The 23,267-nt window shown below is 66.0% G+C and carries 25 protein-coding genes and 1 riboswitch; of the genes, 18 read left to right on the forward strand and 7 right to left on the reverse strand.

The genetic code is table 11. From position 1 onward, the window contains the following. Positions 1-32 precede the first annotated feature (32 nt). The 5 genes from fliE (at position 33) to BLV45_RS17510 (ending at position 3,168) form a co-directional block, all read left to right on the forward strand. On the forward strand, positions 33-368 hold the full coding sequence (gene fliE / locus BLV45_RS17490; RefSeq protein WP_090535199.1) for a flagellar hook-basal body complex protein FliE: 336 nt from the start codon (positions 33-35) through the stop codon (positions 366-368). Between the two features lie 140 nt (positions 369-508). Beyond that, a complete protein-coding gene (gene fliS / locus BLV45_RS17495) occupies positions 509-943 on the forward strand; it encodes a flagellar export chaperone FliS (protein ID WP_090535200.1) in 435 nt (144 codons plus the stop codon). Continuing rightward, positions 940-1,269 (forward strand): flagellar protein FliT, encoded by a 330-nt coding sequence (locus BLV45_RS17500; protein ID WP_090535201.1) that lies wholly within the window; start codon positions 940-942, stop codon positions 1,267-1,269. Before fliS ends, BLV45_RS17500 begins: the two co-directional genes overlap by 4 nt. Before the next feature lie 85 nt (positions 1,270-1,354). Continuing rightward, positions 1,355-2,842 carry a flagellar hook-length control protein FliK gene (gene fliK, locus BLV45_RS17505; RefSeq protein ID WP_090535202.1) on the forward strand — a complete coding sequence of 496 codons (1,488 nt, stop codon included), beginning with the start codon at positions 1,355-1,357 and terminating at the stop codon, positions 2,840-2,842. After that, entirely contained in the window at positions 2,839-3,168 is a 330-nt protein-coding gene (locus BLV45_RS17510) for an EscU/YscU/HrcU family type III secretion system export apparatus switch protein (protein ID WP_090535203.1), read from the forward strand. Before fliK ends, BLV45_RS17510 begins: the two co-directional genes overlap by 4 nt. On the opposite strand, the gene BLV45_RS17515 is transcribed toward BLV45_RS17510, so the two are convergent. Continuing rightward, positions 3,165-4,844 (reverse strand): isovaleryl-CoA dehydrogenase, encoded by a 1,680-nt coding sequence (locus BLV45_RS17515; protein WP_090535204.1) that lies wholly within the window; start codon positions 4,842-4,844, stop codon positions 3,165-3,167. The genes BLV45_RS17510 and BLV45_RS17515 overlap by 4 nt on opposite strands. A 333-nt stretch (positions 4,845-5,177) precedes the next feature. Beyond that, positions 5,178-6,122, reverse strand: a complete 945-nt coding sequence (locus BLV45_RS17520) for a LysR family transcriptional regulator (RefSeq protein ID WP_090535205.1) — start codon at positions 6,120-6,122, stop codon at positions 5,178-5,180. 113 nt (positions 6,123-6,235) lie between these two features. Here BLV45_RS17520 and BLV45_RS17525 point away from each other — a divergent pair, with 113 nt between their 5' ends. The 12 genes from BLV45_RS17525 to BLV45_RS17580 all read left to right on the forward strand — a co-directional run bounded on the left by BLV45_RS17525 (position 6,236) and on the right by BLV45_RS17580 (position 18,031). Further along, positions 6,236-6,700, forward strand: coding sequence for a CidA/LrgA family protein (locus BLV45_RS17525; RefSeq protein ID WP_090535206.1), 465 nt, complete (start codon positions 6,236-6,238; stop codon positions 6,698-6,700). Between the two features lie 82 nt (positions 6,701-6,782). Beyond that, positions 6,783-7,505 carry an LrgB family protein gene (locus tag BLV45_RS17530; RefSeq protein ID WP_090535207.1) on the forward strand — a complete coding sequence of 241 codons (723 nt, stop codon included), beginning with the start codon at positions 6,783-6,785 and terminating at the stop codon, positions 7,503-7,505. Between the two features lie 145 nt (positions 7,506-7,650). Continuing rightward, positions 7,651-7,784: riboswitch (S-adenosyl-L-homocysteine riboswitch) on the forward strand. 32 nt (positions 7,785-7,816) lie between these two features. Further along, the gene (ahcY, locus tag BLV45_RS17535; RefSeq protein WP_090535208.1) at positions 7,817-9,238 is read left to right on the forward strand and encodes an adenosylhomocysteinase; all 1,422 of its coding nucleotides are present in this window, start codon (positions 7,817-7,819) and stop codon (positions 9,236-9,238) included. A gap of 176 nt (positions 9,239-9,414) precedes the next feature. Further along, entirely contained in the window at positions 9,415-9,768 is a 354-nt protein-coding gene (locus BLV45_RS17540) for a phage holin family protein (protein WP_090535209.1), read from the forward strand. A gap of 47 nt (positions 9,769-9,815) precedes the next feature. Continuing rightward, complete coding sequence (gene metF, locus BLV45_RS17545; protein WP_090535210.1) at positions 9,816-10,649, forward strand: methylenetetrahydrofolate reductase [NAD(P)H]; 834 nt, start codon at positions 9,816-9,818, stop codon at positions 10,647-10,649. Positions 10,650-10,731: 82 nt separating this feature from the next. Further along, entirely contained in the window at positions 10,732-10,956 is a 225-nt protein-coding gene (locus BLV45_RS17550; protein ID WP_090535211.1) for a hypothetical protein, read from the forward strand. Then, the gene (locus tag BLV45_RS17555; RefSeq protein WP_090535212.1) at positions 10,953-12,584 is read left to right on the forward strand and encodes an ABC transporter substrate-binding protein; all 1,632 of its coding nucleotides are present in this window, start codon (positions 10,953-10,955) and stop codon (positions 12,582-12,584) included. Before BLV45_RS17550 ends, BLV45_RS17555 begins: the two co-directional genes overlap by 4 nt. Positions 12,585-12,724: 140 nt before the next feature. Beyond that, positions 12,725-13,735, forward strand: a complete 1,011-nt coding sequence (locus BLV45_RS17560; RefSeq protein ID WP_090535213.1) for an ABC transporter permease subunit — start codon at positions 12,725-12,727, stop codon at positions 13,733-13,735. An 8-nt stretch (positions 13,736-13,743) separates the two neighbouring features. Continuing rightward, complete coding sequence (locus BLV45_RS17565; RefSeq protein WP_090535214.1) at positions 13,744-14,661, forward strand: ABC transporter permease subunit; 918 nt, start codon at positions 13,744-13,746, stop codon at positions 14,659-14,661. Between the two features lie 94 nt (positions 14,662-14,755). Then, positions 14,756-15,748, forward strand: a complete 993-nt coding sequence (locus tag BLV45_RS17570; protein ID WP_090535215.1) for an ABC transporter ATP-binding protein — start codon at positions 14,756-14,758, stop codon at positions 15,746-15,748. Further along, a complete protein-coding gene (locus BLV45_RS17575) occupies positions 15,745-16,770 on the forward strand; it encodes a peptide ABC transporter ATP-binding protein (protein ID WP_090535216.1) in 1,026 nt (341 codons plus the stop codon). Before BLV45_RS17570 ends, BLV45_RS17575 begins: the two co-directional genes overlap by 4 nt. Next, on the forward strand, positions 16,763-18,031 hold the full coding sequence (locus BLV45_RS17580; RefSeq protein ID WP_245753350.1) for a TraB/GumN family protein: 1,269 nt from the start codon (positions 16,763-16,765) through the stop codon (positions 18,029-18,031). The genes BLV45_RS17575 and BLV45_RS17580 overlap by 8 nt, the downstream gene beginning before the upstream one ends. A 74-nt stretch (positions 18,032-18,105) precedes the next feature. Here the strand turns inward: BLV45_RS17580 and BLV45_RS17585 are convergent, their stop codons facing one another. The 5 genes from BLV45_RS17585 to pxpB all read right to left on the reverse strand — a co-directional run bounded on the left by BLV45_RS17585 (position 18,106) and on the right by pxpB (position 22,534). Next, complete coding sequence (locus BLV45_RS17585; RefSeq protein WP_090535217.1) at positions 18,106-19,059, reverse strand: DUF979 domain-containing protein; 954 nt, start codon at positions 19,057-19,059, stop codon at positions 18,106-18,108. Further along, the gene (locus BLV45_RS17590; RefSeq protein ID WP_090535311.1) at positions 19,056-19,811 is read right to left on the reverse strand and encodes a DUF969 domain-containing protein; all 756 of its coding nucleotides are present in this window, start codon (positions 19,809-19,811) and stop codon (positions 19,056-19,058) included. Before BLV45_RS17590 ends, BLV45_RS17585 begins: the two co-directional genes overlap by 4 nt. A 249-nt stretch (positions 19,812-20,060) precedes the next feature. Continuing rightward, positions 20,061-20,813 (reverse strand): 5-oxoprolinase subunit PxpA, encoded by a 753-nt coding sequence (gene pxpA, locus BLV45_RS17595; protein ID WP_090535218.1) that lies wholly within the window; start codon positions 20,811-20,813, stop codon positions 20,061-20,063. A gap of 9 nt (positions 20,814-20,822) precedes the next feature. Continuing rightward, positions 20,823-21,884 carry a 5-oxoprolinase subunit C family protein gene (locus BLV45_RS17600; RefSeq protein ID WP_090535219.1) on the reverse strand — a complete coding sequence of 354 codons (1,062 nt, stop codon included), beginning with the start codon at positions 21,882-21,884 and terminating at the stop codon, positions 20,823-20,825. Then, positions 21,881-22,534, reverse strand: a complete 654-nt coding sequence (pxpB, locus tag BLV45_RS17605) for a 5-oxoprolinase subunit PxpB (protein ID WP_090535220.1) — start codon at positions 22,532-22,534, stop codon at positions 21,881-21,883. Before pxpB ends, BLV45_RS17600 begins: the two co-directional genes overlap by 4 nt. A 210-nt stretch (positions 22,535-22,744) precedes the next feature. Here pxpB and BLV45_RS17610 point away from each other — a divergent pair, with 210 nt between their 5' ends. Then, positions 22,745-23,257 (forward strand): winged helix DNA-binding protein, encoded by a 513-nt coding sequence (locus BLV45_RS17610; RefSeq protein ID WP_090535221.1) that lies wholly within the window; start codon positions 22,745-22,747, stop codon positions 23,255-23,257. Positions 23,258-23,267 lie beyond the last annotated feature (10 nt).

Genomic DNA, 23,267 nt, shown 5'->3' on the forward strand with positions numbered 1-23,267 from the left:
GGCACGCCGGTTTTCCTTCTTCTGGAGAGAACATGACATTGCCCGTGAGCCCGCTTTTGTCGGCGCTACAGCAGATGCAGTCAATGGCGGCGCAGGCCGCCGGCGGCACGGCCCCGGCGGCTTCCGTGTCCGGCGCGGCCACGCCCGGCAACTTCGCCGCGGCGCTGAAGGCGTCGATCGACAAGATCAGCAGCGACCAGCAGAGTTCGATCAGCGAGGCGCATGCCTTCGAAATCGGCGCGCCGAACGTTTCGCTGAACGACGTGATGGTCGACATGCAGAAGGCCAATGTGGGCTTCCAGTTCGGCCTGCAGGTCCGCAACAAGCTGGTTTCGGCCTACAACGACATCATGCAGACCCCTGTTTGAACCGTCGTTCGCTCCCCTGTGGGCTAAAGCTTTGCGCGCGTAATCCGATAACCCGGTTACTGGGCTGACGGATTGCGGGCGATGACGCTCCGTGACAATCCGCCCGCTACCGCAATCCGCATCACACAGGAGGAGCGCCGATGTTTTCCCCAGGACAGGCTGGAGCCAATGCCTATGCGCGCGTCGGCGTCGAAACGGGGGTGATGGGCGCAAGTCCGCACCGCCTGATCGTGATGCTGTACCAGGGCGCACGCCAGGCGATTGCGCAGGCGCGCATGCACCTGCAGCAGGGCAACGTCGCGGCGCGCGGGGAGGCGATCGGCAAGGCGATCGAGATCATTGGCAGTGGACTGCAGCAGTCGCTCAATCTGGAGGCCGGTGGCGAAATCGCGGAGCGGCTCGACGGGCTGTACACGTACATGGCGCGACGTTTGCTCGACGCCAATATCAAGCAGAGCGAAGCCATGCTCGTCGAAGTCGACGGATTGCTGGCCACGCTCGAAGAAGCCTGGATTGGGATTGCCCCGGAGATCGCGCGGATGGCGACACAGTCGTCCGCTGAAAGCATGAGATGACATCGAACGCAGAATATTTCGCCCGCTATGAGGCGATCGCAGTGATTTCCGAACGGATGTTGATGGCAGCGCGCCACGCGCTCTGGAATGAACTCGTGGTGTTGCAGGAGGAATATCGTCGGCTTGTTGACAGGCTGAAGCACGCAGAAGAAGGCGTGAAGCTCGACGATGCGGAGCGCGCGCGTAAATACGAGCTGATCCGCCGCATCCTCGCCGACGACGCCGCGATCCGCGATCTCGCAAACCCGCGCATGGCGAAGCTGTCGGCGCTGTTCGCCGCGAGCTGTCCGGCCAGCGTACTGAAGGAACTTTACCAGGCGCGCTGAGCGCGCTTTTTTATCGACCCGTACCGTCGTCGGGGCGCATGGCCGCCGATGACCCACGCGCCCGGGGCGCGCGAGAGGAATCGGCATGAACGGAATCGACACGGCTGTGGCTTCGCTGCTGGCAAGCCGCGTCGACAGCCTTCTTTCGATCGGCTCGCGGGCCGACGTCGCCACGTCGCAGACGGGCGCGTCCGCGCTCGCCGTCGATACACCGGTTACGCCAGGCGGCGCGTTGCCCGCCCCTCCCGCCACCCCACCAGCTTCCGCGCAGACCGCGCTGTCCGCGGTCGCCCTCACGCTCGACGCGATCGCCCGCTCGGGCGGCGACGCGACGCCCGCTGTCGTCGGCCAGGTGCCGGTGTGGGCCGCCGCGCCCGCCATCGACGTCGCCATCGAAGGCATGCCCTTGCCGCTGTTCGATACACCGGCAGGCTCGGCCCCGGGTTCGGCTTCGGCGGCAGCCGGCGGGGCCGCGCCGAATGCCGGCGCTGGCGCCGCGACGGGCGCCGCAGCGGCGAGCGTGGTCGCTTCGCCGTTGCCGGTTGCCGCGCTCGCCGCGGCGCTGGCGCGCACGGTGGCCGAAAGCGGCCTTTTCTATGAATCGCATCTGGCGCAGTGGCTCTCGGGGCAGCGCACGCCCGCGTCGCTCGCCGGCGAACCGCAGAACCGGCTCGCCGACGCGGCCGCCCAGCTTCCGCTCGACTGGAGCACGGACGGCGAAGCGTCCGCGCAGCCGTGGGCGTCCGGCGCCGCCGCACAGGCCCGCTCGACGGCCGCCACGCAGAACCCGAACGCGTTCGCGGGCGGCGGCGCGGCCACGTCGCGCGGCGCGTCCGACGCTTCACAGACGCAGGCGGCCCGCTTTGTCGCGCTCGAACTCGCCGCCGACGACGCGTTCCCGGATTCGTCGCAGTCGCTGCGCTCGCTGCTGCATACGTCGCCCGGCGACGCCGCGTCCAGCGCGAATGCCGCCAGTACGTCGCAGCAACTGGCCGCATCGATTCATCCCGCGACGATTCCGCTCGTGCGCCAGCAGCTCGATCTGCTGGCGACCGGCCAGTTTCGCTGGACCGGCGAAGCGTGGCCGGGCGCGCGGCTCGACTGGACCATCGAGCAGGACGGCGACGAATGGCAACGCAGCGGCGGCGGCGCGGAAGGCGACGAGCCGTATCCGTGGCGCACGCGGCTCACGCTGTCGCTGCCTTCGCTTGGCACCATCGACGCCGACCTGACGTTGAACGGCACGCAACTGATGGTGCGGGTCCAGGCGAGCCCGAATGGCGCGACGCGCCTTGCCGCACAAGGCGAGCTGTTTCGCCAGCGCCTCGCGGCGGCGGGCATCGATCTCAGCGCGCTGTCGATCCGTGAGATCGGCGGCGGGGAAGCGGGCGGGCTGAACAGCAGCGGCGCCAGCGCCGCGCAGGCAACGAGCGCGTACGCGCGCTCGGCCGCGGCAGCCGGCGAGGCGGCCAGCGCGGCGGCGCGTGCCGCAGGGGCCGGTTCCGCTTCAGGCGCGGGCACGAGCCCACACGCCGCGCCGCCGGATGCGGGTTACGACTGGGATCTCGCATGAGCCGCACGCATCGCCGGAGCGCGGCGGCGCTGCGCTACGACGCCAACAGCGGCGACGCATCGCCGCGCGTGATCGCGAAGGGATACGGCCTCGTCGCCGAGATGATCGTGCAGCGCGCGAAGGAAGCCGGCCTGTATGTACACGAGGCGCCCGAAATGGTGTCGCTGCTGATGCAGGTCGACCTCGACACGCGCATTCCGCCGCAGCTGTACCAGGCCGTCGCGGAACTGCTCGCGTGGCTGCACCGCCTCGAAAGCGGCGCCGCCGACGACGCGCCCGGCACCGCTGTCGAGCCCACTTCGCCTGCGGACCGGGCCACCCGCTAGATCTGGAATGCGCGGTCGATGATCGCCGCGTGATCGACGTCCGCCGGCAACGTGCCGTAGACGCGCCCGCTGTCGCCGCAACCGTCGGCGAGACGCGTGGCGATGAACGCGTCGGCGATCGCGGCGGGCGCGTGCTGCACGAGGAGCGCCGCCTGCGCGACGAGCACGATCTGCTGCGCGATCCGGCGTGCGCTGGCTTCGCGCCGTTCCGGCGCCGCGCCCAGCGTCGCGACGAGCCGCTCCAGCGCCAACCCGAGCGCGGGGTGGCCGTGCTGCGCCGTCGCGCGCCATGCGGCCAGCAGCGCCTGCGCGGCGTCCGGCTCGCGTTCCAGCGCGCGCAGCACGTCGAGGCACATCACGTTGCCCGAGCCTTCCCAGATCGAGTTGACCGGCGCCTCGCGATAAAAGCGCGCCATCGGGCCTTCTTCGACGTAACCGTTACCGCCCCAGACTTCCATCGCCTCGCCGGTGAATTCGAGCGCGCGCTTGCAGACCCAGAACTTCGCCGCCGGCGTGACGATGCGTCGCCACGCGCGTTCTTCGGGTGTGTCGTGCGTGTCCTCGAAGGCGCGGGCGAGGCGCATGAACAGCACCGTCGCCGCTTCGGATTCGAGCGCGAGATCGGCGAGCACGTTGCGCATCAGCGGCTGGTCGACGAGATGTTTGCCGAAGGCGCTGCGATGCCGCGCGTGGTGAATCGCCTGCACGAGCGCGGCGCGCATCAACGCGGCGCTGCCGATCACGCAGTCGAGCCGCGTGTAGTTCGCCATTTCGATGATGGTCGGCACGCCGCGTCCTTCGTCGCCGATCATGACGCCGTGGGCGTCGACGAATTCGACCTCGCTGCTCGCGTTCGAGCGGTTGCCGAGCTTGTCTTTCAGGCGCTGGATCTGCACGGCGTTCCTGCTGCCGTCAGGGCGAAAACGCGGCACGTAGAAGCACGACAGGCCCGCGTGATCGTCGGTGCGCGCGAGGACGAGATGCGCGTCGCACTGCGGCGCGGAGAAAAACCATTTGTGGCCGACGAGCCGGTAAGCGGCGCCGCGGCCGGCGCCTCCCGGCTGCGCGAACGCGCGCGTCTGGTTGCTGCGCACGTCCGAGCCGCCCTGTTTCTCGGTCATGCCCATGCCGATCATCATCGACTTCTTCTGCGCGAGCGGAAGGTCGCGCGGGTCGTGCTCGCGGGTATACAACTGCTCGCGCAGCGTGTCGAAAAGCGCGGGCTCGCGTTGTAGCACGGGAATGCTGGCGAACGTCATCGTCACCGGGCACAGCGAGCCGGATTCGAACTGCGCGTGCAGAAAGTAACCGGCGCAGCGCGCGACCATCGCGCCTTTTCGCGGATCGGAAAACGGCAGCGCGTGCAGCCCTTCGCGACGCAGCAGCGTGAGCAGGCTGTGCCACGACGGATGAAATTCCAGCGCGTCGATGCGCTCACCGCACGGCGAAAACGTGAAGAGTTCGGGCGTGTGACGGTTCGCGGCTTCGGCGAGCGCGAGGACCTCGGGCGTGGACAACGCCGCGCCGTGACACCGCAGCGCATCGCGATGCCACGCGGCGCCTTCGCGATCGACGGCGGCCGTCAGCGCGGCGTCGCTCTCGAAGAGGTTGTAGTTTGCGAGCGGCGGGACCTGATTGGTCACGTCGTGGGTCTTGCCGAGGCTTTGCGGTTCCATCTGCTGTCTCCGTTCACCGGATGCATGCCCGGGTCCGTTTCTGGATCGATGTTCGATCAATGCGCGCCTTGCCACGTTGCGGGAGGCGACGCATCGTTTGACGCGTTCGGATGCCGCGGCACCGCGCTGGCCCGCGTCGGCGGCCGCTTTTCATCATAGGAGCGCGGGCGGCGTTTCGTTTAGAGGGATCGCACCTCCTTACCTGGCGACGCGCAACTGCGTGCAACCATTATCGAGCGCGCCGGCCGTGATGACCAGCTAGCGCGCAGCCGGTTTCAGCGCGGCTGGCGGCCGCGCGGTGCAACGCGCAAGTGGCCGCCGCCGCGTGAAGTCTTATTCCGAAGGCGGCATGCGCGTGATCCCAGGCGTGGGCGCGTGGATGAAATCGTCGCCGTCCTGGCCGGGCAGGTTTTCGCGCGCCACTTCCAGCCACGCGCGCGCCGCGTGCGACAGATAACCGTCGCGCCGCCAGCCGATCGCCATTTCCCACACGATCTCCGGCGCCACCACGGGGCGGCAGCTGAACCGCGTCGAATCGAGCCGCTGACAATACGGCTGCGGCAGCAGCGCGATGCCGACGCCCGCCAGCACGAGCGCCGCCATGAAATCCCAGTGGCCGCTGCGCGCGACGATCGTCGGCGAGAAGCCCGCCTCGCGGCACGCGTTCAGCACGACGTCGTTCAACGCGAGGCTTTCGCCGTAGAACACGAACGGCTCCGCCGCGAGATCGGCGAGCGCCACCTGCTCGACGTCGTCCCAGCGTGAGCCGCGGCGCGTGACGAGCCACAGCAGCTGGCGCGTCATCGGCAGCACTTCCACCCTGTCCGGATCGACGGGCAGCAGCACGCCGCCCAGTTCGAGTTCGCCCGACATCAGCGCCGATTCGATCCCGCGCGAGCCCTGTTCGAAGAGCTTCAGGTCGATCTTCGGATAGCGCTGCCGGAACGCCGCGATGGCCGGCGTGAAGAGCGAACCGCCCATCGGCGGAATGCCGATGGTCAGCTCGCCGCTGCCGAGCGTGCCGAGGTCGTTCAGCTCCGCCTGCAACTGCGCGTGCGCGGCGAGCACGTCCTGGCCGCGCTGATAGACGATGCGGCCGGCGTCGGTGAGCACCATCTGGCGGCCGTCGCGCAGCAGAAGCGGCGAGCCGATTTCGTCTTCCAGCGCCTTCACCATCTTGCTGATGGTCGGCTGCGTGACGAACATCTGCTCGGCCGCGACGGTGAAGCTCTGCTGCCGGACCACCTCCACGAAGTAGCGAAGCGCGCGCAATTCCACGTTTTGAGTCTCCGAATTCCAGATTGGAATGAAGTGGATGATGTTAAGTCATTATATTTATGAATTCACGATCCCTATACTGACTTTCATCCAGAAGTCACCCAGGGATTGCCATGATAACGACCACTTTTTCCACGCAAGCGCTGCCGGCCCGCGTCCGGCCTGTCGCGCGCTTCGCCCGGATTGCCGTGCAAAGCGCCGCGCTCGCCGTCGTATGGTATGTCGCCGATTTCATCGTGCGCCATCTTGGATTGCCGGTGCCCGGCGGCGTGGTCGGCCTTGTCGCGATGCTGGCGCTGCTGTTCAGCGGCGGCCTGCCGACGCGCTGGATCAAGTCCGGCGCCGACTGGCTCCTGTCCGACATGCTGCTCTTCTTCATTCCGGCGGCCGTCGCGGCCGTCCAGTACGGCGGCCTCTTCAGGGAGGACGGCTGGCGCCTCGCGCTCGTCGTCGTCGCGGGCACGTTGATGGTGATGGTGGCGGTCGCGTTCGCGGTGGAGCAGGCCGCGCGTCTCGAACGCCGTCTCGCGCTGCGTCGCGTGCGGGTGACGCGTCACGCCCACGCCGCGCGGGCGTGAACCCGACGCCGCGCGTTCATCTCGCTGAAATCGCACGCCTCGCCACAAGACCAGAACCCACGTCGAAAACGAAGCCGAAGCCATGAACGCCTTCTACGCATCCCTCATCGCCGATGACGCCGCACGGCTCATCGCCGCCGGCTGCTTCGTGATGACCGTCGCGCTGTATTTCGCGTCGAAGTATCTGTACGCGCGCTTCAGGAGCCCCTGGCTCACGCCGCTCGTCGCGGTGCCGGTCGTGCTCGCCGTGATCGTGCTGGTCGCGCATATTCCGTATCCGGTGTACTTCCGGGACACGCGCTGGCTGATGTGGCTGCTCGGCCCGGCGACCGTCGCGTTCGCGGTGCCGATCTACGAGTATCGCGATCTGCTGAAGCGCCACTGGATTTCGCTCACCGTCGGCGTGACGGTCGGGATCGTCGTCGGGGTGGGCGGCTCGCTCGTGCTCGCGAAGCTGCTGCATCTGTCCCCGGAACTGCAGCGCAGCCTGATGACCCGCTCGGTTTCCACGCCGTTCGCGCTCGCGGTGTCCGACAGGATCGGCGCGCCGAAAGACCTGACCGCGCTCTTCGTGATCGCGACGGGCGTGTGCGGCATGCTGTTCGGTGAGATCGTGCTGGCGCTCGTGCCGCTGCGCACGCGCACGGCGCGTGGCGCGCTGTTCGGCGCGGCCGCGCATGGTGTGGGCACGGCAAAGGCGCGCGAACTCGGCAGCGAAGAGGGCGTCGTCGCCAGCCTGACGATGATGATCGCGGGCGTCGTCATGGTGCTGCTGGCTCCGGCGCTCGGCGTTCTGCCTTTCTGACAGCACCGCCGTCATGACGGAGCGCCTGCTGTAATCCGGCGAAGCACGTGTACGCTGTTTCCCGTGGCAACGGGACGAAATGCGCCCGGATCCGGGCGCATTTCGTTGATCCCTAATCCATCTCGATTTGCTACAATCGCCGTTCGTCTCCGAGGAGCGTTGCGACGGGTACCGCGAATCTGCATTCGCGAGTGGCCCGCCAGGCTCGGAGGCTTCAATCGGACGGCTAGAATGCGCCACGCGCCTTTTACCCACCGCATCGAACCGCGCTCACGTCAAATTTCTAGTCAATTTTTAGAAAGGAGGGCGTGATGAACGCCGCAGTTTACGATTCCAAAGATTCAAAAGATTACGTTGTTGCCGACCTGTCGCTGGCCGACTGGGGCCGCAAGGAACTCAACATCGCCGAAACGGAAATGCCCGGCCTCGTGCAGACGCGCGAAGAGTACAAGGCATCGCAACCGCTGAAGGGCGCGCGCATCGCGGGCTCGCTGCACATGACGATCCAGACCGGCGTGCTGATCGAAACGCTGACGGCGCTCGGCGCCGACGTGCGCTGGGCCTCGTGCAACATCTTCTCGACGCAGGATCACGCAGCCGCTGCCATCGCGAAGAGCGGCACGCCGGTGTTCGCGTACAAGGGCGAATCGCTCGACGAATACTGGGAATACTCGCACCGCATCTTCGAATGGCCGAACGGCGAATTCGCCAACATGATCCTCGACGACGGCGGCGACGCAACGCTGCTGCTGATCCTCGGTTCGAAGGCCGAGAAGGACCGCTCGGTCATCGCCAAACCGACCAACGAAGAAGAAACGGCGCTGTACAAGTCGATCGCCGCGCATCTGGACGTGGACCCGACGTGGTACTCGAAGCGCCTCGTCCACATCAAGGGCGTGACCGAAGAAACCACGACCGGTGTCCACCGCCTGTACCAGATGGAAAAGGAAGGGCGTCTGCCGTTCCCGGCCATCAACGTGAACGATTCGGTCACGAAGTCGAAGTTCGACAACCTGTACGGCTGCCGCGAGTCGCTCGTCGACGGCATCAAGCGCGCGACCGACGTGATGATCGCCGGCAAGATCGCCGTGGTTGCCGGTTACGGCGACGTGGGCAAGGGCTGCGCGCAGTCGCTGCGCGGCCTGGGCGCCACCGTGTGGGTCACCGAAATCGATCCGATCTGCGCGCTGCAGGCGGCGATGGAAGGCTACCGCGTCGTGACGATGGAATACGCCGCCGACAAGGCCGACATCTTCGTGACGGCCACCGGCAACTTCCACGTGATCGGCCACGACCACATGAAGGCGATGCGCCATAACGCGATCGTCTGCAACATCGGCCACTTCGATTCGGAAATCGACGTTGCGTCGACGCGTCAGTACCAGTGGGACAACATCAAGCCGCAGGTCGACCACATCATTTTCCCGGACGGCAAGCGCGTCATCCTGCTGGCTGAAGGTCGCCTCGTGAACCTCGGCTGCGCAACGGGTCACCCGTCGTTCGTGATGTCGAACTCGTTCACGAACCAGACGCTCGCGCAGATCGAACTGTTCACCGAAGGCAACAAGTACGAGAACAAGGTGTACGTGCTGCCGAAACAGCTCGACGAAAAGGTCGCACGCCTGCATCTGGCGCGTATCGGCGCGAACCTGACCGTGCTGTCGGACGACCAGGCTGGCTACATCGGCGTCGACAAGAACGGCCCGTTCAAGCCGAACCACTACCGCTATTAAGGCGGTCGCCTTCGTCCGCATGTCCGCATGTCCGCACGTAATGCGGCGTGGGCGAAGGTGCCGGTCCTCATGCGGTGAAGCAGGTGAATGCGGCGCGGTTTCCGTCCCGCGCCGCATTCATGTTGCGTTGCCCGCGTGGCCTCATTCCCGGACTTCACGCCCACAAGGAGCTTTACATGACTGTGCTGCTGACCTGGTTCGTTAATGCGCTTGCCCTGCTGATCATCACGTATCTGGTGCCGTCGATTCACATCCGCAGTTTCGGCACCGCACTGATCGTCGCGCTGGTCCTCGGGCTCATCAACGCCGTGCTGCGGCCAGTGTTGATCCTGCTCACGCTGCCTGTCACGATTCTCACGCTCGGGCTCTTCATTCTGGTGGTCAATGCGCTGTGCTTCTGGCTGTGCGCGTCGCTGCTGAAGGGGTTCGAAGTGTCGGGTTTCTGGTCGGCGTTTTTCGGCTCGATCCTGTACAGCATTGTGTCGTGGCTGCTGTCCGCGCTCATTTTCGGCAATCGCAGCTTCGGCTGACGCCTCGCCGCACTGCTCGCGCCCGTCAGGGCGAGGCATGGTGAATCATGAACCCGATCGAACTCTCATTCGAATTCTTCCCGCCCAAAACGCAGGAAGGTGTCGACAAGCTGCGCGCCACGCGCGCGCAGCTCGCGCCGCTCAAGCCCAAGTTCGTGTCCTGCACGTTCGGCGCGGGCGGCTCGACACAGCAAGGCACGCTCGATACCGTGCTCGACATCGCGAAGGACGGCATCGAAGCCGCGCCTCATCTGTCGTGCATCGGATCGTCGAGGGAAAGCCTGCGCGCGATACTCAATGAATACCGCTCGCACGGTATCCGTCACATCGTCGCGCTGCGCGGCGACCTGCCTTCGGGCATGGGCGCCGTCGGCGAGCTGCGTTACGCGTCGGAACTGGTCGCGTTCATTCGCGCCGAAACCGGCGACTGGTTCAATATCGAAGTCGCCGCGTACCCGGAATATCACCCGCAATCGCGCTCGCCCAGCGCCGATCTGGAAAACTTCGCGCGCAAGGTGAAAGCCGGCGCGAACTCGGCGATCACGCAGTATTTCTTCAACGCGGACGCGTATTTCCGTTTCGTCGACGATGCAAGGAAGCTCGGCGTCGATGTGCCGATCGTGCCGGGCATCATGCCGATCACGAACTTCTCGCAGCTGATGCGCTTCTCCGACATGTGCGGCGCGGAAGTGCCGCGCTGGGTCGCGCGGCGTCTGGAAAGCTTCGGCGACGATCGCGAATCGATCCGCGCGTTCGGCCTCGACGTGGTGACCGACCTGTGCCGGCGGCTCGTCGATGCGAACGTGCCGGGCCTGCACTTCTATACGCTGAACGGCGCGGCGGCGACCCGCAGTATCTGCGAGCGTCTCGGCGCGCGCTAGCTCAATCGCCGCGGCGCGCGAGCGCGCCCCGCAGCGATGCTGTCATGAGACGAACACGGTATCGGGTTCAGGATCGACCTGCATGTCCAGCGTCGTCGCCAGACAGAAGATGGAACAATCGCTGACGATCTGTCCGAAATCGTTCTGTAAGCAGGGCGGGCGCCTGCCGGCCGCGTTGGGGCAATTCACGTCAAACAGGTTTCCGATCGTACACAACGGGAATTTCCTCCGCTTGTTCGGGCTGGCAAAGGTCAGTAATATCGCGCTACGCTGGCGCAAGCCGGCTCCGAACCTGGAGGAAACATGAAGCAAAACAACCTGTTGCGCGCCGCGCGTATGACCACGCTCGTCGCAGCCGCAGCGGCGTCGATGGTGGTGTCCGGTCTCGCGGACGCTGCCGGGATTCCGAACAAGACGCTCGTTTACTGCTCAGAAGGCAGTCCCGCGGGCTTCGATCCGGCCCAGTACACCACGGGCGTTGATTTCACGGCGAACACGTTCACCGTTTATAACCGTCTCGTCGAATTCGAACGCGGCGGCACGAAAGTCGAACCCGGTCTCGCCGAAAAGTGGGATGTCTCGGCTGACGGCAAAACCTACACGTTCCATCTGCGTCACGGCGTGAAGTTCCAGACCACGGCGTACTTCAAGCCGACGCGCGAATTCAACGCGGACGACGTCGTGTTCACGTTCCAGCGCATGCTGGATACGAACCAGCCGTTCCGCAAGGCTTACCCGGTCCAGTTCCCGTACTTCACGGACATGGGCCTCGACAAGCTGATCGACAAGGTCGAAAAGGTCGATCCGTACACCGTCAAGTTCACGCTGAAGGAAGTCAACGCGCCGTTCATCCAGAATCTGGCGATGGAATACGCGTCGATCCTGTCGGGCGAATATGCGGATCAGCTGCTCAAGGAAGGCAAGGCCGCCGACATCAACCAGAAGCCGGTGGGCACGGGTCCGTTCATTTTCCGCAGCTACACGAAAGACGCGACGATCCGTTTCGACGGCAACCCGGATTACTGGAAGCCGGGCGCGGTCAAGATCTCGAAGCTGATCTTCTCGATCACGCCGGACGCCGGCGTGCGCGTGCAGAAGCTGAAGCGCGACGAATGCCAGGTGATGAGCTATCCGCGTCCGGCCGACATCGCGCCGCTGAAGGCGGAGCCGAACATCGCGATGCCGTCGCAGGCGGGCTTCAACCTGGGCTATCTCGCGTACAACGTGTCGCACAAGCCGGTCGACAAGCTCGAAGTGCGTCAGGCGCTCGACATGGCGATCAACAAGAAGGCGATTGTCGAATCCGTGTACCAGGGCGCGGGCCAGGCGGCGACGAACCCGATGCCGCCGACGCAATGGTCGTACGACAAGAACCTGAAGTCGCAGACGTACGATCCGGAGAAGGCCAAGGCGCTGCTGGCGAAGGCCGGCTACCCGAACGGCTTCGACATCACGCTGTGGGCGATGCCGGTGCAACGTCCGTACAACCCGAACGGCAAGTTGATGGCCGAAATGATCCAGGCCGACTGGGCGAAGATCGGCGTGAAGGCGAAGATCGTCACGTACGAATGGGGTGAGTACATCAAGCGCGCCCACGCAGGCGAAGACGACACGATGCTGATCGGCTGGACCGGCGACAACGGCGATCCGGACAACTGGCTCGGCACGCTGCTCGGTTGCGACGCGGTGAACGGCAACAACTTCTCGAAATGGTGCGACAAGCCGTTCGACGACCTGATCCGCAAGGGTCGCGAAACGTCGGATGTCGCGGCACGGACGAAGGCGTACACGGAGGCGCAGCAGATTTTCGCGCAGCAGCTGCCGTTCTCGCCGATCGCTCACTCGACGGTGTATCAGCCGGTCAGCAAGAAGGTTGAGGACATGCGCATCGAGCCGCTGGGTTATGCCCGCTTCGACGGCGTGAGCGTGAAGTAAGACGCGCGCACCAGGTTTTCCGCACGTTCAGATAAAAACAGGAAAACGGGTCGAAAACAGACCGGCGACCGGGGTCACGAGCCCTCGTCGCCGGTTGCATTTTTTCTGTTCATCAAGCATCCAGCACATAGGGACGAACCATGTTCCGATTCGTTTTGCGCCGCATCGGCATGGTGATACCGACGTTCATCGGCATCACCATTCTGGCGTTCGCGCTGATTCACCTGATCCCCGGCGACCCGATCGAAGTCATGATGGGCGAACGCGGGGTCGATCCGGCGATGCACGCCGCCGCGATGCACCGCCTCGGGCTCGATGAGTCTCTCCCCCTGCAGTACGTCCATTACGTCGGCCGCGCGCTGCACGGCGACCTCGGCATGTCGATCATCACCAACACGAGCGTGATGGGTGAATTCCTCGCGCGCTTTCCGGCAACGGTCGAGCTGTCGATCTGCGCGATGTGCTTCGCGCTGATCCTCGGTCTGCCCGCCGGCGTGTTCGCCGCGCTCAAACGCGGCACGGTGGTCGATCATGGCGTGATGGGCACGGCGCTCACCGGTTACTCGATGCCGATCTTCTGGTGGGGGCTGATCCTCATCATGGTGTTCTCGGTCAGCCTCGGCTGGACGCCGGTTTCCGGCCGCATCGCCGTGGAATATGACATTCCGCACGTCACTGGTTTCATGCTGATCGACGCGCTGCTCTCGACCGACGAAGGCGCGTTCCGCTCGGCCGTCAGCCACCTGATCCTGCCTTCGATCGTGCTCGGCACGATTCCGCTCGCGGTCGTCGCGCGCATGACGCGCTCGTCGATGCTCGAGGTGTTGCGCGAGGACTACATCCGCACCGCGCGCGCGAAGGGGCTGGCGCCGGCACGGGTGATCGTCGTGCATGCGCTGCGCAACGCGCTGATTCCGGTGGTCACGGTGATCGGCCTGCAGGTCGGCACGCTGCTTGCGGGCGCGGTGCTCACCGAGACGCTGTTCTCGTGGCCGGGCATCGGCAAATGGCTCATCGATGCGATCAGCCGGCGCGACTATCCGGTCGTGCAGGGCGGGATCCTGATGATCGCCACGCTGGTGATCTTCGTGAACCTGATCGTCGATCTGTTGTACGGCGTGCTGAATCCACGCATTCGCCATACGAGGTAGAAAAAGCTATGGCAGACATACAAAACACCGTCCCTACCGCAGTCACCCCCCCGAGCGGCCGCACGCTGGCCGCCCGCGAATTCTGGGCCAACTTCTCGCGCAATCGCGGCGCGGTCGCGGCGGGCATCATCGTGCTCGCGCTGGTCTTCATCGCGATCTTCGCGCCGCTGATCTCGCCGCACAGCCCGATCGAGCAGTACCGCGACTTCGTGAAGATTCCGCCGGCATGGCTCGAGGGCGGCAACTGGAAGTTCATCCTCGGTACCGACGAAGCGGGCCGCGATATCCTTTCGCGTCTGATGTACGGCGCGCGGCTGTCGTTCTGGATCGGCTTCGTTTCGGTGGTGCTGGCGCTGATTCCCGGCATCGTGCTCGGGCTCATCGCCGCGTTCTTCGAGAAGTGGGCCGACACGCCGATCATGCGCATCATGGACGTGCTGCTCGCGCTGCCGTCGCTGCTGCTCGCCGTCGCCGTGGTCGCGATCATCGGCCCGGGTCTCATCAACACGATGCTCGCCATCGCGATCGTCGCGCTGCCGGGTTATGTGCGTCTCACGCGTGCATCGGCGCAAGGCGAACTGCAGAAGGAATACGTGACGGCTTCGCGCGTCGCGGGGGCGAGCACGCCGCGCCTGATGTTCTCGCAGGTGCTGCCGAACTGCACCGCGCCGCTGATCGTGCAGGCCACGCTCGGGTTTTCGTCGGCGATTCTCGATGCCGCCGCGCTCGGTTTTCTCGGCCTCGGCGTGCAACCGCCCGCGGCGGAGTGGGGCGCGATGCTCGCCTCGGCGCGCGACTACATCGACAGCGCATGGTGGATCGTCACGATGCCCGGCCTTTCCATCCTGATTTCGGTGCTCGCGATCAACCTGCTCGGCGACGGGCTGCGCGACGCACTCGATCCCAAACTGAAGCGGATGGCCTGACATGGAACAATCCCCACGCTCACTTCATTCGCCGTCCTCCGAGGGGGCCGTTCAGCACGCTTCGGGCGGCCGTGCGCGCACTGACAGTAACCTTTTGACCATCCGCAATCTCGCGGTGAACTTCAGCGGCGCGCCCGCTGTCGACCGGATCAACCTCGACGTGAAACCCGGCGAGGTGGTGGGTGTCGTCGGCGAATCGGGTTCGGGTAAAAGCGTGACGATGATGGCGCTGATGGGCCTCATCGACGCGCCGGGCAAAGTGACCGCCGACGAGATCACCTTCAACGGCACGAACCTGCTGAAGGCATCGGCGGGTGCTCGCCGGAAGATCATCGGCAAGGACATCGCGATGGTCTTTCAGGACGCGCTGACGAGCCTGAACCCGAGCTACACCGTCGGCTATCAGATCAAGGAAGTGCTGAAGCTGCACGAAGGCCTGCGCGGCGACGCGTTGCACCGGCGCGCGCTGGAACTGCTCGACCAGGTCGGCATTCCGGACGCGAAGAACCGCATCACGTCGTTTCCGCACCAGATGTCGGGCGGCATGAACCAGCGCGTGATGATCGCGATGGCGGTGGCGTGCAACCCGAAACTGCTGATCGCCGACGAGCCGACCACCGCGCTCGACGTCACGATCCAGGCGCAGATCATGGAACTGCTCGTGAAGCTGCAGAAGGAGCGCGGCATGGCGCTCGTGCTGATTTCGCACGATCTCGCCGTGGTGTCGGAAGTCGCGCAGCGCGTCGCCGTGATGTACGCGGGCGAGATCATCGAGACCAACAAGGTGCCCGATATCTTCGCCGCGCCGCATCATCCGTACACGGAGGCGTTGCTGGCGGCGATTCCCGAGCACAACGTCGGCGCGGTGCGGCTCGCCGCGTTGCCCGGCATGGTGCCGGGACGCGACGACCGGCCGCGCGGGTGTCTGTTCGCGCCGCGCTGCAAGTATGTGGTCGACGACTGCATGAAGGCGCGCCCGGCGCTCGCGCCGCTGCCCTCGCATGGCGAAACGGCGCAGGTGCGCTGCATCAAGCCGCTGAACCTGACCGGCGACGCCAACATTCACACTCGCGGAGGCGCACGATGAATGCAGTACCCGAAACGCGCCACACGCCGCCGGCGCGCCCCGCCGGCGACAAGGTGCTGATCGCCGACCAGCTCGCGCGTCACTATGCGGTCAAGCGCGGCATGTTTGGCCAGGGCACGGTGAAGGCGCTCAACGGCGTGTCGTTTTCGCTGGAGCGCGGCCGCACGCTCGCCGTGGTCGGCGAATCCGGCTGCGGCAAGTCGACGCTCGCGCGCCAGCTCACGATGATCGAGGCGCCCACGTCCGGGCGTCTTTTGATCGATGGTGAAGATGTCGCGGGCGCGGATCACACGAAAATCGCGGCGTTGCGGCGGCGCGTGCAGATGGTGTTCCAGAACCCGTTTGCGTCGCTGAATCCGCGCAAGACGGTCGAGCAGACGCTCGGCGAGCCGCTTGCGATCAACACGCCGCTCTCCGCGAGCGAGCGCGCCGACCGCATCGCGCAGATGATGCGCACGGTCGGCCTGCGCCCCGAGCACGCGAAGCGCTATCCGCATATGTTCTCGGGCGGCCAGCGTCAGCGTGTCGCGATCGCGCGCGCGATGATTCTCGATCCGCAGATCGTCGTGGCCGACGAGCCGGTCTCCGCGCTCGACGTGTCGATCCAGGCGCAGATCCTGAACCTCTTCATGGACCTCCAGGAAGAGTTCAAGACGAGCTATGTGTTCATCTCGCACAACCTGTCGGTGGTCGAGCACATCGCGGATGACGTGATGGTGATGTACTTCGGCGGCGTCGCCGAACTCGGCGACAAGAAGACGATTTTCAGCAAGCCGCGGCACCCGTATACGCGGGCGTTGATGTCCGCGACGCCGTCGATCTTCGAAGCCGACCGGCGCATCCAGATCAAGCTGCAGGGCGAGATGCCGTCGCCGCTCAATCCGCCGTCGGGCTGCACGTTCCATCAGCGCTGCCCGTACGCGATCGACCGGTGCCGGACCGAAGAGCCGAAACTGCGTGAAGTGGATGGCCGTCAGGTATCGTGTCACCGTGCCGAGGAGGTAGGGGAGGCGGATGCCTGATCCGTTGGCGGCGCGTCGTGCTGCGCGTCGCCTGCGTGAGGGCGGCCTGCGCGCCGTCTTCGCGCTTCTTGTTACGTCAATCGCTGCGTGCGCTTGCGGCTGCGCTTTGGGCTGCGTCGGTGCGCTGCGCGGCGCGTTGCGCTGGCCGTTGCGTCGGCTCTCACCTGTCGCCGCCGCACGCGTTTTGATGCAGCATGGCCAGCGGCCGTCCGGCGTGCCCGGACGGATCGCCGCGCTGGCATCCGTGCTTCTGTGCGTGAGTATCGCAGCAGTGTCGCCGGTAGCACACGCCGTCGGGCCATCGGCGAATACGCCGGTGCAATCGAGGGCGCCGGTTTCACCTCCGCCTCTGCCGCGTGCGACCCTGCCGGGTTTTAATCCGCCGCCGCCGTCGAACAACTCCGCGAGCGGCGCGGTGCGCATGCAGCCCGCGCGCATGCCGTTCTATGTCGCGACGCGCGGCAGCACGACGATTTACGTGCTCGGCACGCTGCACGTCGGCGACCCCATCGACTATCCGCCGGACCAGCCGTTTCGCAAGCCGATCCTTGCCGCGCTCGCCGCTTCACCGACGCTCGCGCTCGAACTGTCACCCGACGACCTGCTCGTGTCGCAGGACGACGTCTCGAAGTTCGGCGTGTGTTCGCGCGAATGTCTGCCGCGCCTGTTGCCGGATCCGCTGTGGCACCGGCTTGCGCTGCGTCTGCGCGACAATCCGGCCGCGCTCGATGAGATCAAGAAAATGCGTCCGTGGCTCGCGGCGCTGCTGGTCGAAACCTACGATTCGCTGAGCGCCGGCCTGCAGACCGAATATGGCACCGAGGCGCAACTGCAGAACGTCTATCTGAAGACGCGCGGCAAGATCGTTGGGCTGGAAACGCTGTCCGGGCAGATGCGCGCGTTCACCGGGCTCACGCTCGCGCAGCAGCGCGAAATGCTCGCGCAGGATCTCGTGCAGACGCCCGAGGAAAACGTCGCCGACGTGCGCATGTTGCACCGGCTCTGGCGCGTGGGCGACGCGGACGCAATCGCCGCATGGAATACCGCGAAGTCGGAGAAGCTGGCGCGCGACCCGCGCCTGTCGGCGTCGATCGACAACAAGATCCTCTACGACCGCAACCGGCGCTTCGCCGCGCGGATGGTGGCGATCGCCGCGCCGAACAAGCCGGTATTCGTCGCGATCGGCGCGCTGCATCTGGGCGGGCGCAAAGGCGTGCTGGCGTTGCTGCGCCAGCGCGGGTTCATCGTCGACGCGAACTGAGCGGCAACGCGGGCGTCTGCCCGCCTGTCCGTCGCGTCGAACGTGACGCGGCGAACAGGCGTACACAACAGGCGTCAAAGAAACATCAGGGTGTTCAGCAGGAAGATGTTCACGGCCAGCAACACCAGCGCGGTCGGAATCTGCACCCTGATCACCGCGTTCTTGTCCGGCAGTTCCAGGAGCGCCGCCGGCACGATGTTGAAGTTCGCCGCCATCGGCGTCATCAGCGTGCCGCAGTAGCCCGAGAACATCCCGATCGCGACCATCACAGCCGGATTGCCGTGGAACACGCCGACCAGGATCGGCACGCCGACGCCACCCGTCATGACCGGGAACGCGGCGAACCCGTTGCCCATCACCATCGTGAAGAGCGCCATGCCGACGCAGTACACGGCCACCGCGACGAGCCGGTAGTCGAGGTTCACGTACGCGATCGTCAGGTGCGCGACCGCCTTGCCGACGCCCGCGTCCGAGAACACGAGGCCCAGCATGCCCAGCATCTGCGGCAGGACGGCGGCCCACGACAGCGCGTCGACGAGGCGGCGCGTTTCCTTCATCGACTGCCCGACGGTGTCGCGCGTCATCACGCACGCGACGGCGAGCGCGATCACGCAACCGATGCCGAAGCCGATCAGCGTGACGTTCTTCAGCTCGACGAGCGGCATGCCGCCGACGATGAAATACTTCGCGGTGAGCGTCACGATCACGGTGACGACGGGAATCGTCAGCGCCGGGATGAAGAGCTTGTTGCCGAGGCGCCGCGCGCTGGCGAGCCGTGTTTCTTCCGACAGCACTTTCGGCTTCCCCGCGGTGACGCCGCCAAAGCCCGCGATCAGCGCCATCGCGATCACCAGCACGCCGACCACGTCGGCCGGCAGGCGATCGCCGATGAGGAAGATCAGCGCATAGAGGATCCAGAAGCCGCCCGCGAGAAAACGGCGCGGATGTTCCCGGTCCGACATGATCATGCCGCCGACGATCAGCAGCACGACGCCGAGCAGCCAGAACAGATAGTCGATGGTGATCATGCGTTGTCTCCCGAAGCCGTCTGCGAGTGCGGCGTGGTTACCTCGCCCGCGCCTGCCGGCGTGCTGCCGCTCAGTTCACGCTCGAGCCTGCGATCGAGCAGCCACAGCCGGAAGCCATGCACGATGAACGCGGAGATCGCGGTCGGAATGCCCCACACCGCCACGTGCATCGGTTCGACGACGATGCCCGCTTCCTTCAGGAACGTCACCATCAGCACGATCGCGCCGAACGCGACGAAGATGTCTTCGCCGAAGAAGAGGCCGACGTTGTCCGTCGCCGCCGAATATGCGCGCAGACGATAGCGGACCGCGTCGCTCAGCTTGCCGAAGCGGGTTTCGGTGGCGCCTTCGGCCATCGGCGCGAGGAGCGGGCGCACCATCTGCGGATGTCCGCCGAGCCCGGTCAGGCCGACCGCGGCGGTCAGCTCGCGCACCAGCAGATAGACGATCAGCAGACGCCCGGCGGTCGCTGCCTTGATGCCGCCGATCCAGATCTGCGCGCGTTCGCGCAGGCCGTGCCGTTCGAGCAGCCCGATCACCGCGAGCGGCAGCAGGATGATGAGCGGAATGTTGCGGGTCTTGATGAAACCGCTACCGATGGCCGCGAGAATTTTCTCCGGCGGGAAATGCGCGGCGAGCCCGGTGGCAATCGCGGCGGCTGCCACGATCAGCATCGGATTGAAGCGCAACACAAAGCCGATGATGATGACGGCCACGCCAATGAGCGGCCATAAACTGACTGTAGTCTGCATCTGGATCTCCAAACTGGGTTCGTTTTGTGTGAATGAACCCGGATGCCGCGGGTGGCGGCTCATAACGGGCGGCGTGCGGGCGTGCCGTGCGCCGTCCGGCCCTGCGCGGCTCTTGATGGCCGCGTCGACTGCGTCGTTGCTGCTGGCTTGCGGGTATTGCGGTATTACTGGTGCTGCGACTGCTGTTTCAACGGTATCTGGCAAACGCCCCGCGAAAGGCGGGGCGTCGGTGGGTTTCGTTGGCGGGCGTCAGACTCGCGCGCCGCTCGCCGCCTGGACGTCGATGCCGGCATCCGCGAGTGCCGCGCGGATGCGCCGCGCGAACGCCAGCGCGTGCGGACCGTCGCCGTGCAGACAGATCGTCTGTGCGTTGAGCGGCACCCACTGGCCGTCGACGGCCTGCACGCGCTGGTCGCGCACCATCGCGAGCGTGCGTTCGAGCACGATCTCCTCGTCGTCGAGCAGCGCGCCCGGCTGCGAGCGCGGCACGAGCGAGCCGTCGGCGCGATAGCCGCGGTCGGCGAATACTTCCTCGATGGCGGTCAATCCCGCCTCGCGCACCGCGGTCACGAACCCGCTGTTCGCGAGCGCGAACACGGCGACGGAAGGATCGAAGTCATGCACGGCGGAAGCGATGGCATCGGCGATTTTCGGATCGCGCGCGGCCTGGTTGTAGAGCGCGCCGTGCGGCTTCACGTGTGCGATGCGCCCGCCTTCCGCCTGCGCGATCGCCGAGAGCGCGCCCAGCTGGTACAGCACGCCCGCGTAGATGTCGCCGGCCGGCAGGTCCATCTCCTTGCGACCGAAGTTCTCGGGATCGTTGAAGCTCGGATGCGCGCCGATCGACACGCCCTTGCTCACCGCCCAGCGCACGCAGTCGCGCATCGCGGTGGCGCCGCCCGCGTGCCAGCCGCACGCGATGTTGGCCGAGCTGACGAGATCGAGCAGCGCTTCGTCGGTGTTGCAGCCTTCGCCGAGGTCGGCGTTCAGGTCGATTTCCATGGTTCTCTCCTACTTGTCGTGCAACGCCGCCAGCGCCGGCTGGCGCGCGCAGCGTTCTTCATGCATGGCGATCGCGGCATCGATCTGCCGCAGATACGTGCGTTCTTCGAGCAGTGCGCGGCGCGCTTCTTCGGGTGTCGTGGGCAGAAAGCGGATCGCGCCGTTCAGGCGCACCTGCGCGAGCTTCCACAGGTCGGCCTGGATCACGGCGCCGATCTTCGGATAGCCGCCCGTGGTCTGCGCGTCGCCCATCAGGATGATCGGCTGGCCGTTCGGCGGCACCTGGATCGTGCCAGGCAGCACCGCGTGCGAGAGCAGGTCCGCCTTTTGCCGCCGTTCGAGCGCCGTGCCGGAGAGGCGGTAGCCCATCCGGTTGCTGTTCGGCGTGACGAGCCATTCGTCGTCCCAGAACGCGCCGTGCGCAGCGGTTGTGAAGCTCTCGTATTCCGGCCCGGGCAGCACGCGGATCGGCACGGCCCACGGTACGTTCGACGGATGACGTCCGCGCCGCACGGGTTCGTCGACCAGCACGAACTTGCACCAGGCGGGCGCCTTCACGCCGAATTCCGGCGCTTCGGGGCTGAACCACGAGCCGGGGCGCGCGGCCGGCACGCCGATGGGCAGACGGTCGCCGTCACGCAGCGCGCGTCCGCCGAGTCCGCCGAAGCCACCGGCCAGATCGGTGCTGCGCGAGCCGAGCATCGGCAGGACATCGATGCCGCCGGCCACGGCGACGTAGCCGCGCATGCCGCGCCTCGCCGCGTTGAGCGTGAGTGCCTGGCCGGCCTGCACCGGCAGGCTCCACCACGACCAGACCGGCTTGCCGTCGAGCGTCGCGCCGAACTCCGTGCCGGTGATCGCCACGCGCGTCGCGCGCGAAAAGCGCAGCACGGTCGGGCCGAACGTGATTTCGAGGCCGGCCGCATCGGGCCGGTTGCCGACGAGCCGGTTGCCGACTTCAAGCGACAGGCGGTCGAGCGCGCCGCCCATCGCGACGCCGAGATGCCGGTAGCCGTGGCGGCCGAGATCCTGAATGGTGGTCAAAAGACCTGCGCGGACGACTTCGATCATGCGTCGATCCCCGCGATGGTGAAACGCACGCGGTCGCCCGGTTGCAGCAGCGTGGGCGGCGTTTGTGACGGATCGAAGAGCGGCAGCGCGGTGCGGCCGATCAGCTGCCAGCCGCCCGGCGACGCGGCGGGATAAATCCCGGTTTGCGCGCCGCCGATGCCGACCGTGCCGGCCGGCACCTCGAGCCGCGGCTCGGCGCGGCGCGGCGTGTGCAGCTTCTCGTCGAGACCGCCCATATAGGCGAAACCCGGCTGGAAGCCGAGAAAGAACACGACGTATTCGCCCGCCACGTGACGCTTCACGACTTCATCCACCGACAACCCCGTGTGCTTCGCGACGGCGCCCAGATCCGGGCCTGCCTTGCCGCCGTACGTCACCGGAATTTCGACTTCGCGGGCCGTGGACGCCGCGTCTGCCGCGCTGTCCCAGGCGCTCCGCAGCAGGTCGGCGAGGGCGTCGCGGTCGGCGTCGAGCGGGTTGATGACGAGCGTCAGGTTGTTCATCCCCGGCACGACTTCGAGTACGTGCGGCCAGGTGCGCGCGGCCTGCGCGGCCGCCCAGACACGCTGCTGGCAGGCGAGCGTGGCCGGCGGCGCGGATTCGCAGACAAGTGCGTTATCGCCCAACGGATAGATGCGTGGCTGGTTCATGGATGACCTGGTTCGATTCGGGTGCCCGCCCCTGCACGCGCGCCGCGACCCGGTCGTTCGACTGGTTCGCGAGGGCGCGCGGCATGTTGAGCAGCGTACATTCTCAATAATTTATCTACAATTTATCAATAAGCGTTTGTGCCAGGCTCACTTTTCCGGATGGGCGTCGTACACTTCCTGCACCTTCCCAACGTGCGCCGAGATTGCCTCATGTCGCGTCATCCCACCAAGATCGTCTCCTCGGAGCACCTCGTTTCCGAATCGAGCGCGGAGCTCTCCGAGCTGGAATACGCACTGATCATGGCGGGCAACGCGTTCAACCGCTGGATGGTGCGCTGCATGTCGGCGGCGGGCGACAAGGACATGACCGCCATCGAAGTCTCGCTGCTGCACCACGTGAGCCATCGCGAGCGCCGCAAGAAACTCGCCGACATCTGCTTCGTGCTGAACATCGAGGACACCCACGTCGCGACCTATGCACTGAAGAAGCTCATAACCAGAGGGTATGTAAAAAGCGAAAAGACCGGCAAGGAAGTGTTTTTCGAGGCAACCGAAGCCGGCCGCGCGTTGTGTCTCCACTATCGCGAAGTGCGCGAAAGCTGCCTGATCTCGACGCTGAAGGAAAGCGGCCTGACGAATGAGCAGATCGGCGAGGCGGCGCAGTTGCTGCGCAACGCGTCGGGCCTCTACGACACGGCGGCGCGCGCGGCGGCTTCGCTTTGACGCGCGGCGA

The sequence above is a fragment of the Paraburkholderia sartisoli genome (genome assembly GCF_900107685.1).
GTDB lineage: Bacteria > Pseudomonadota > Gammaproteobacteria > Burkholderiales > Burkholderiaceae > Paraburkholderia > Paraburkholderia sartisoli.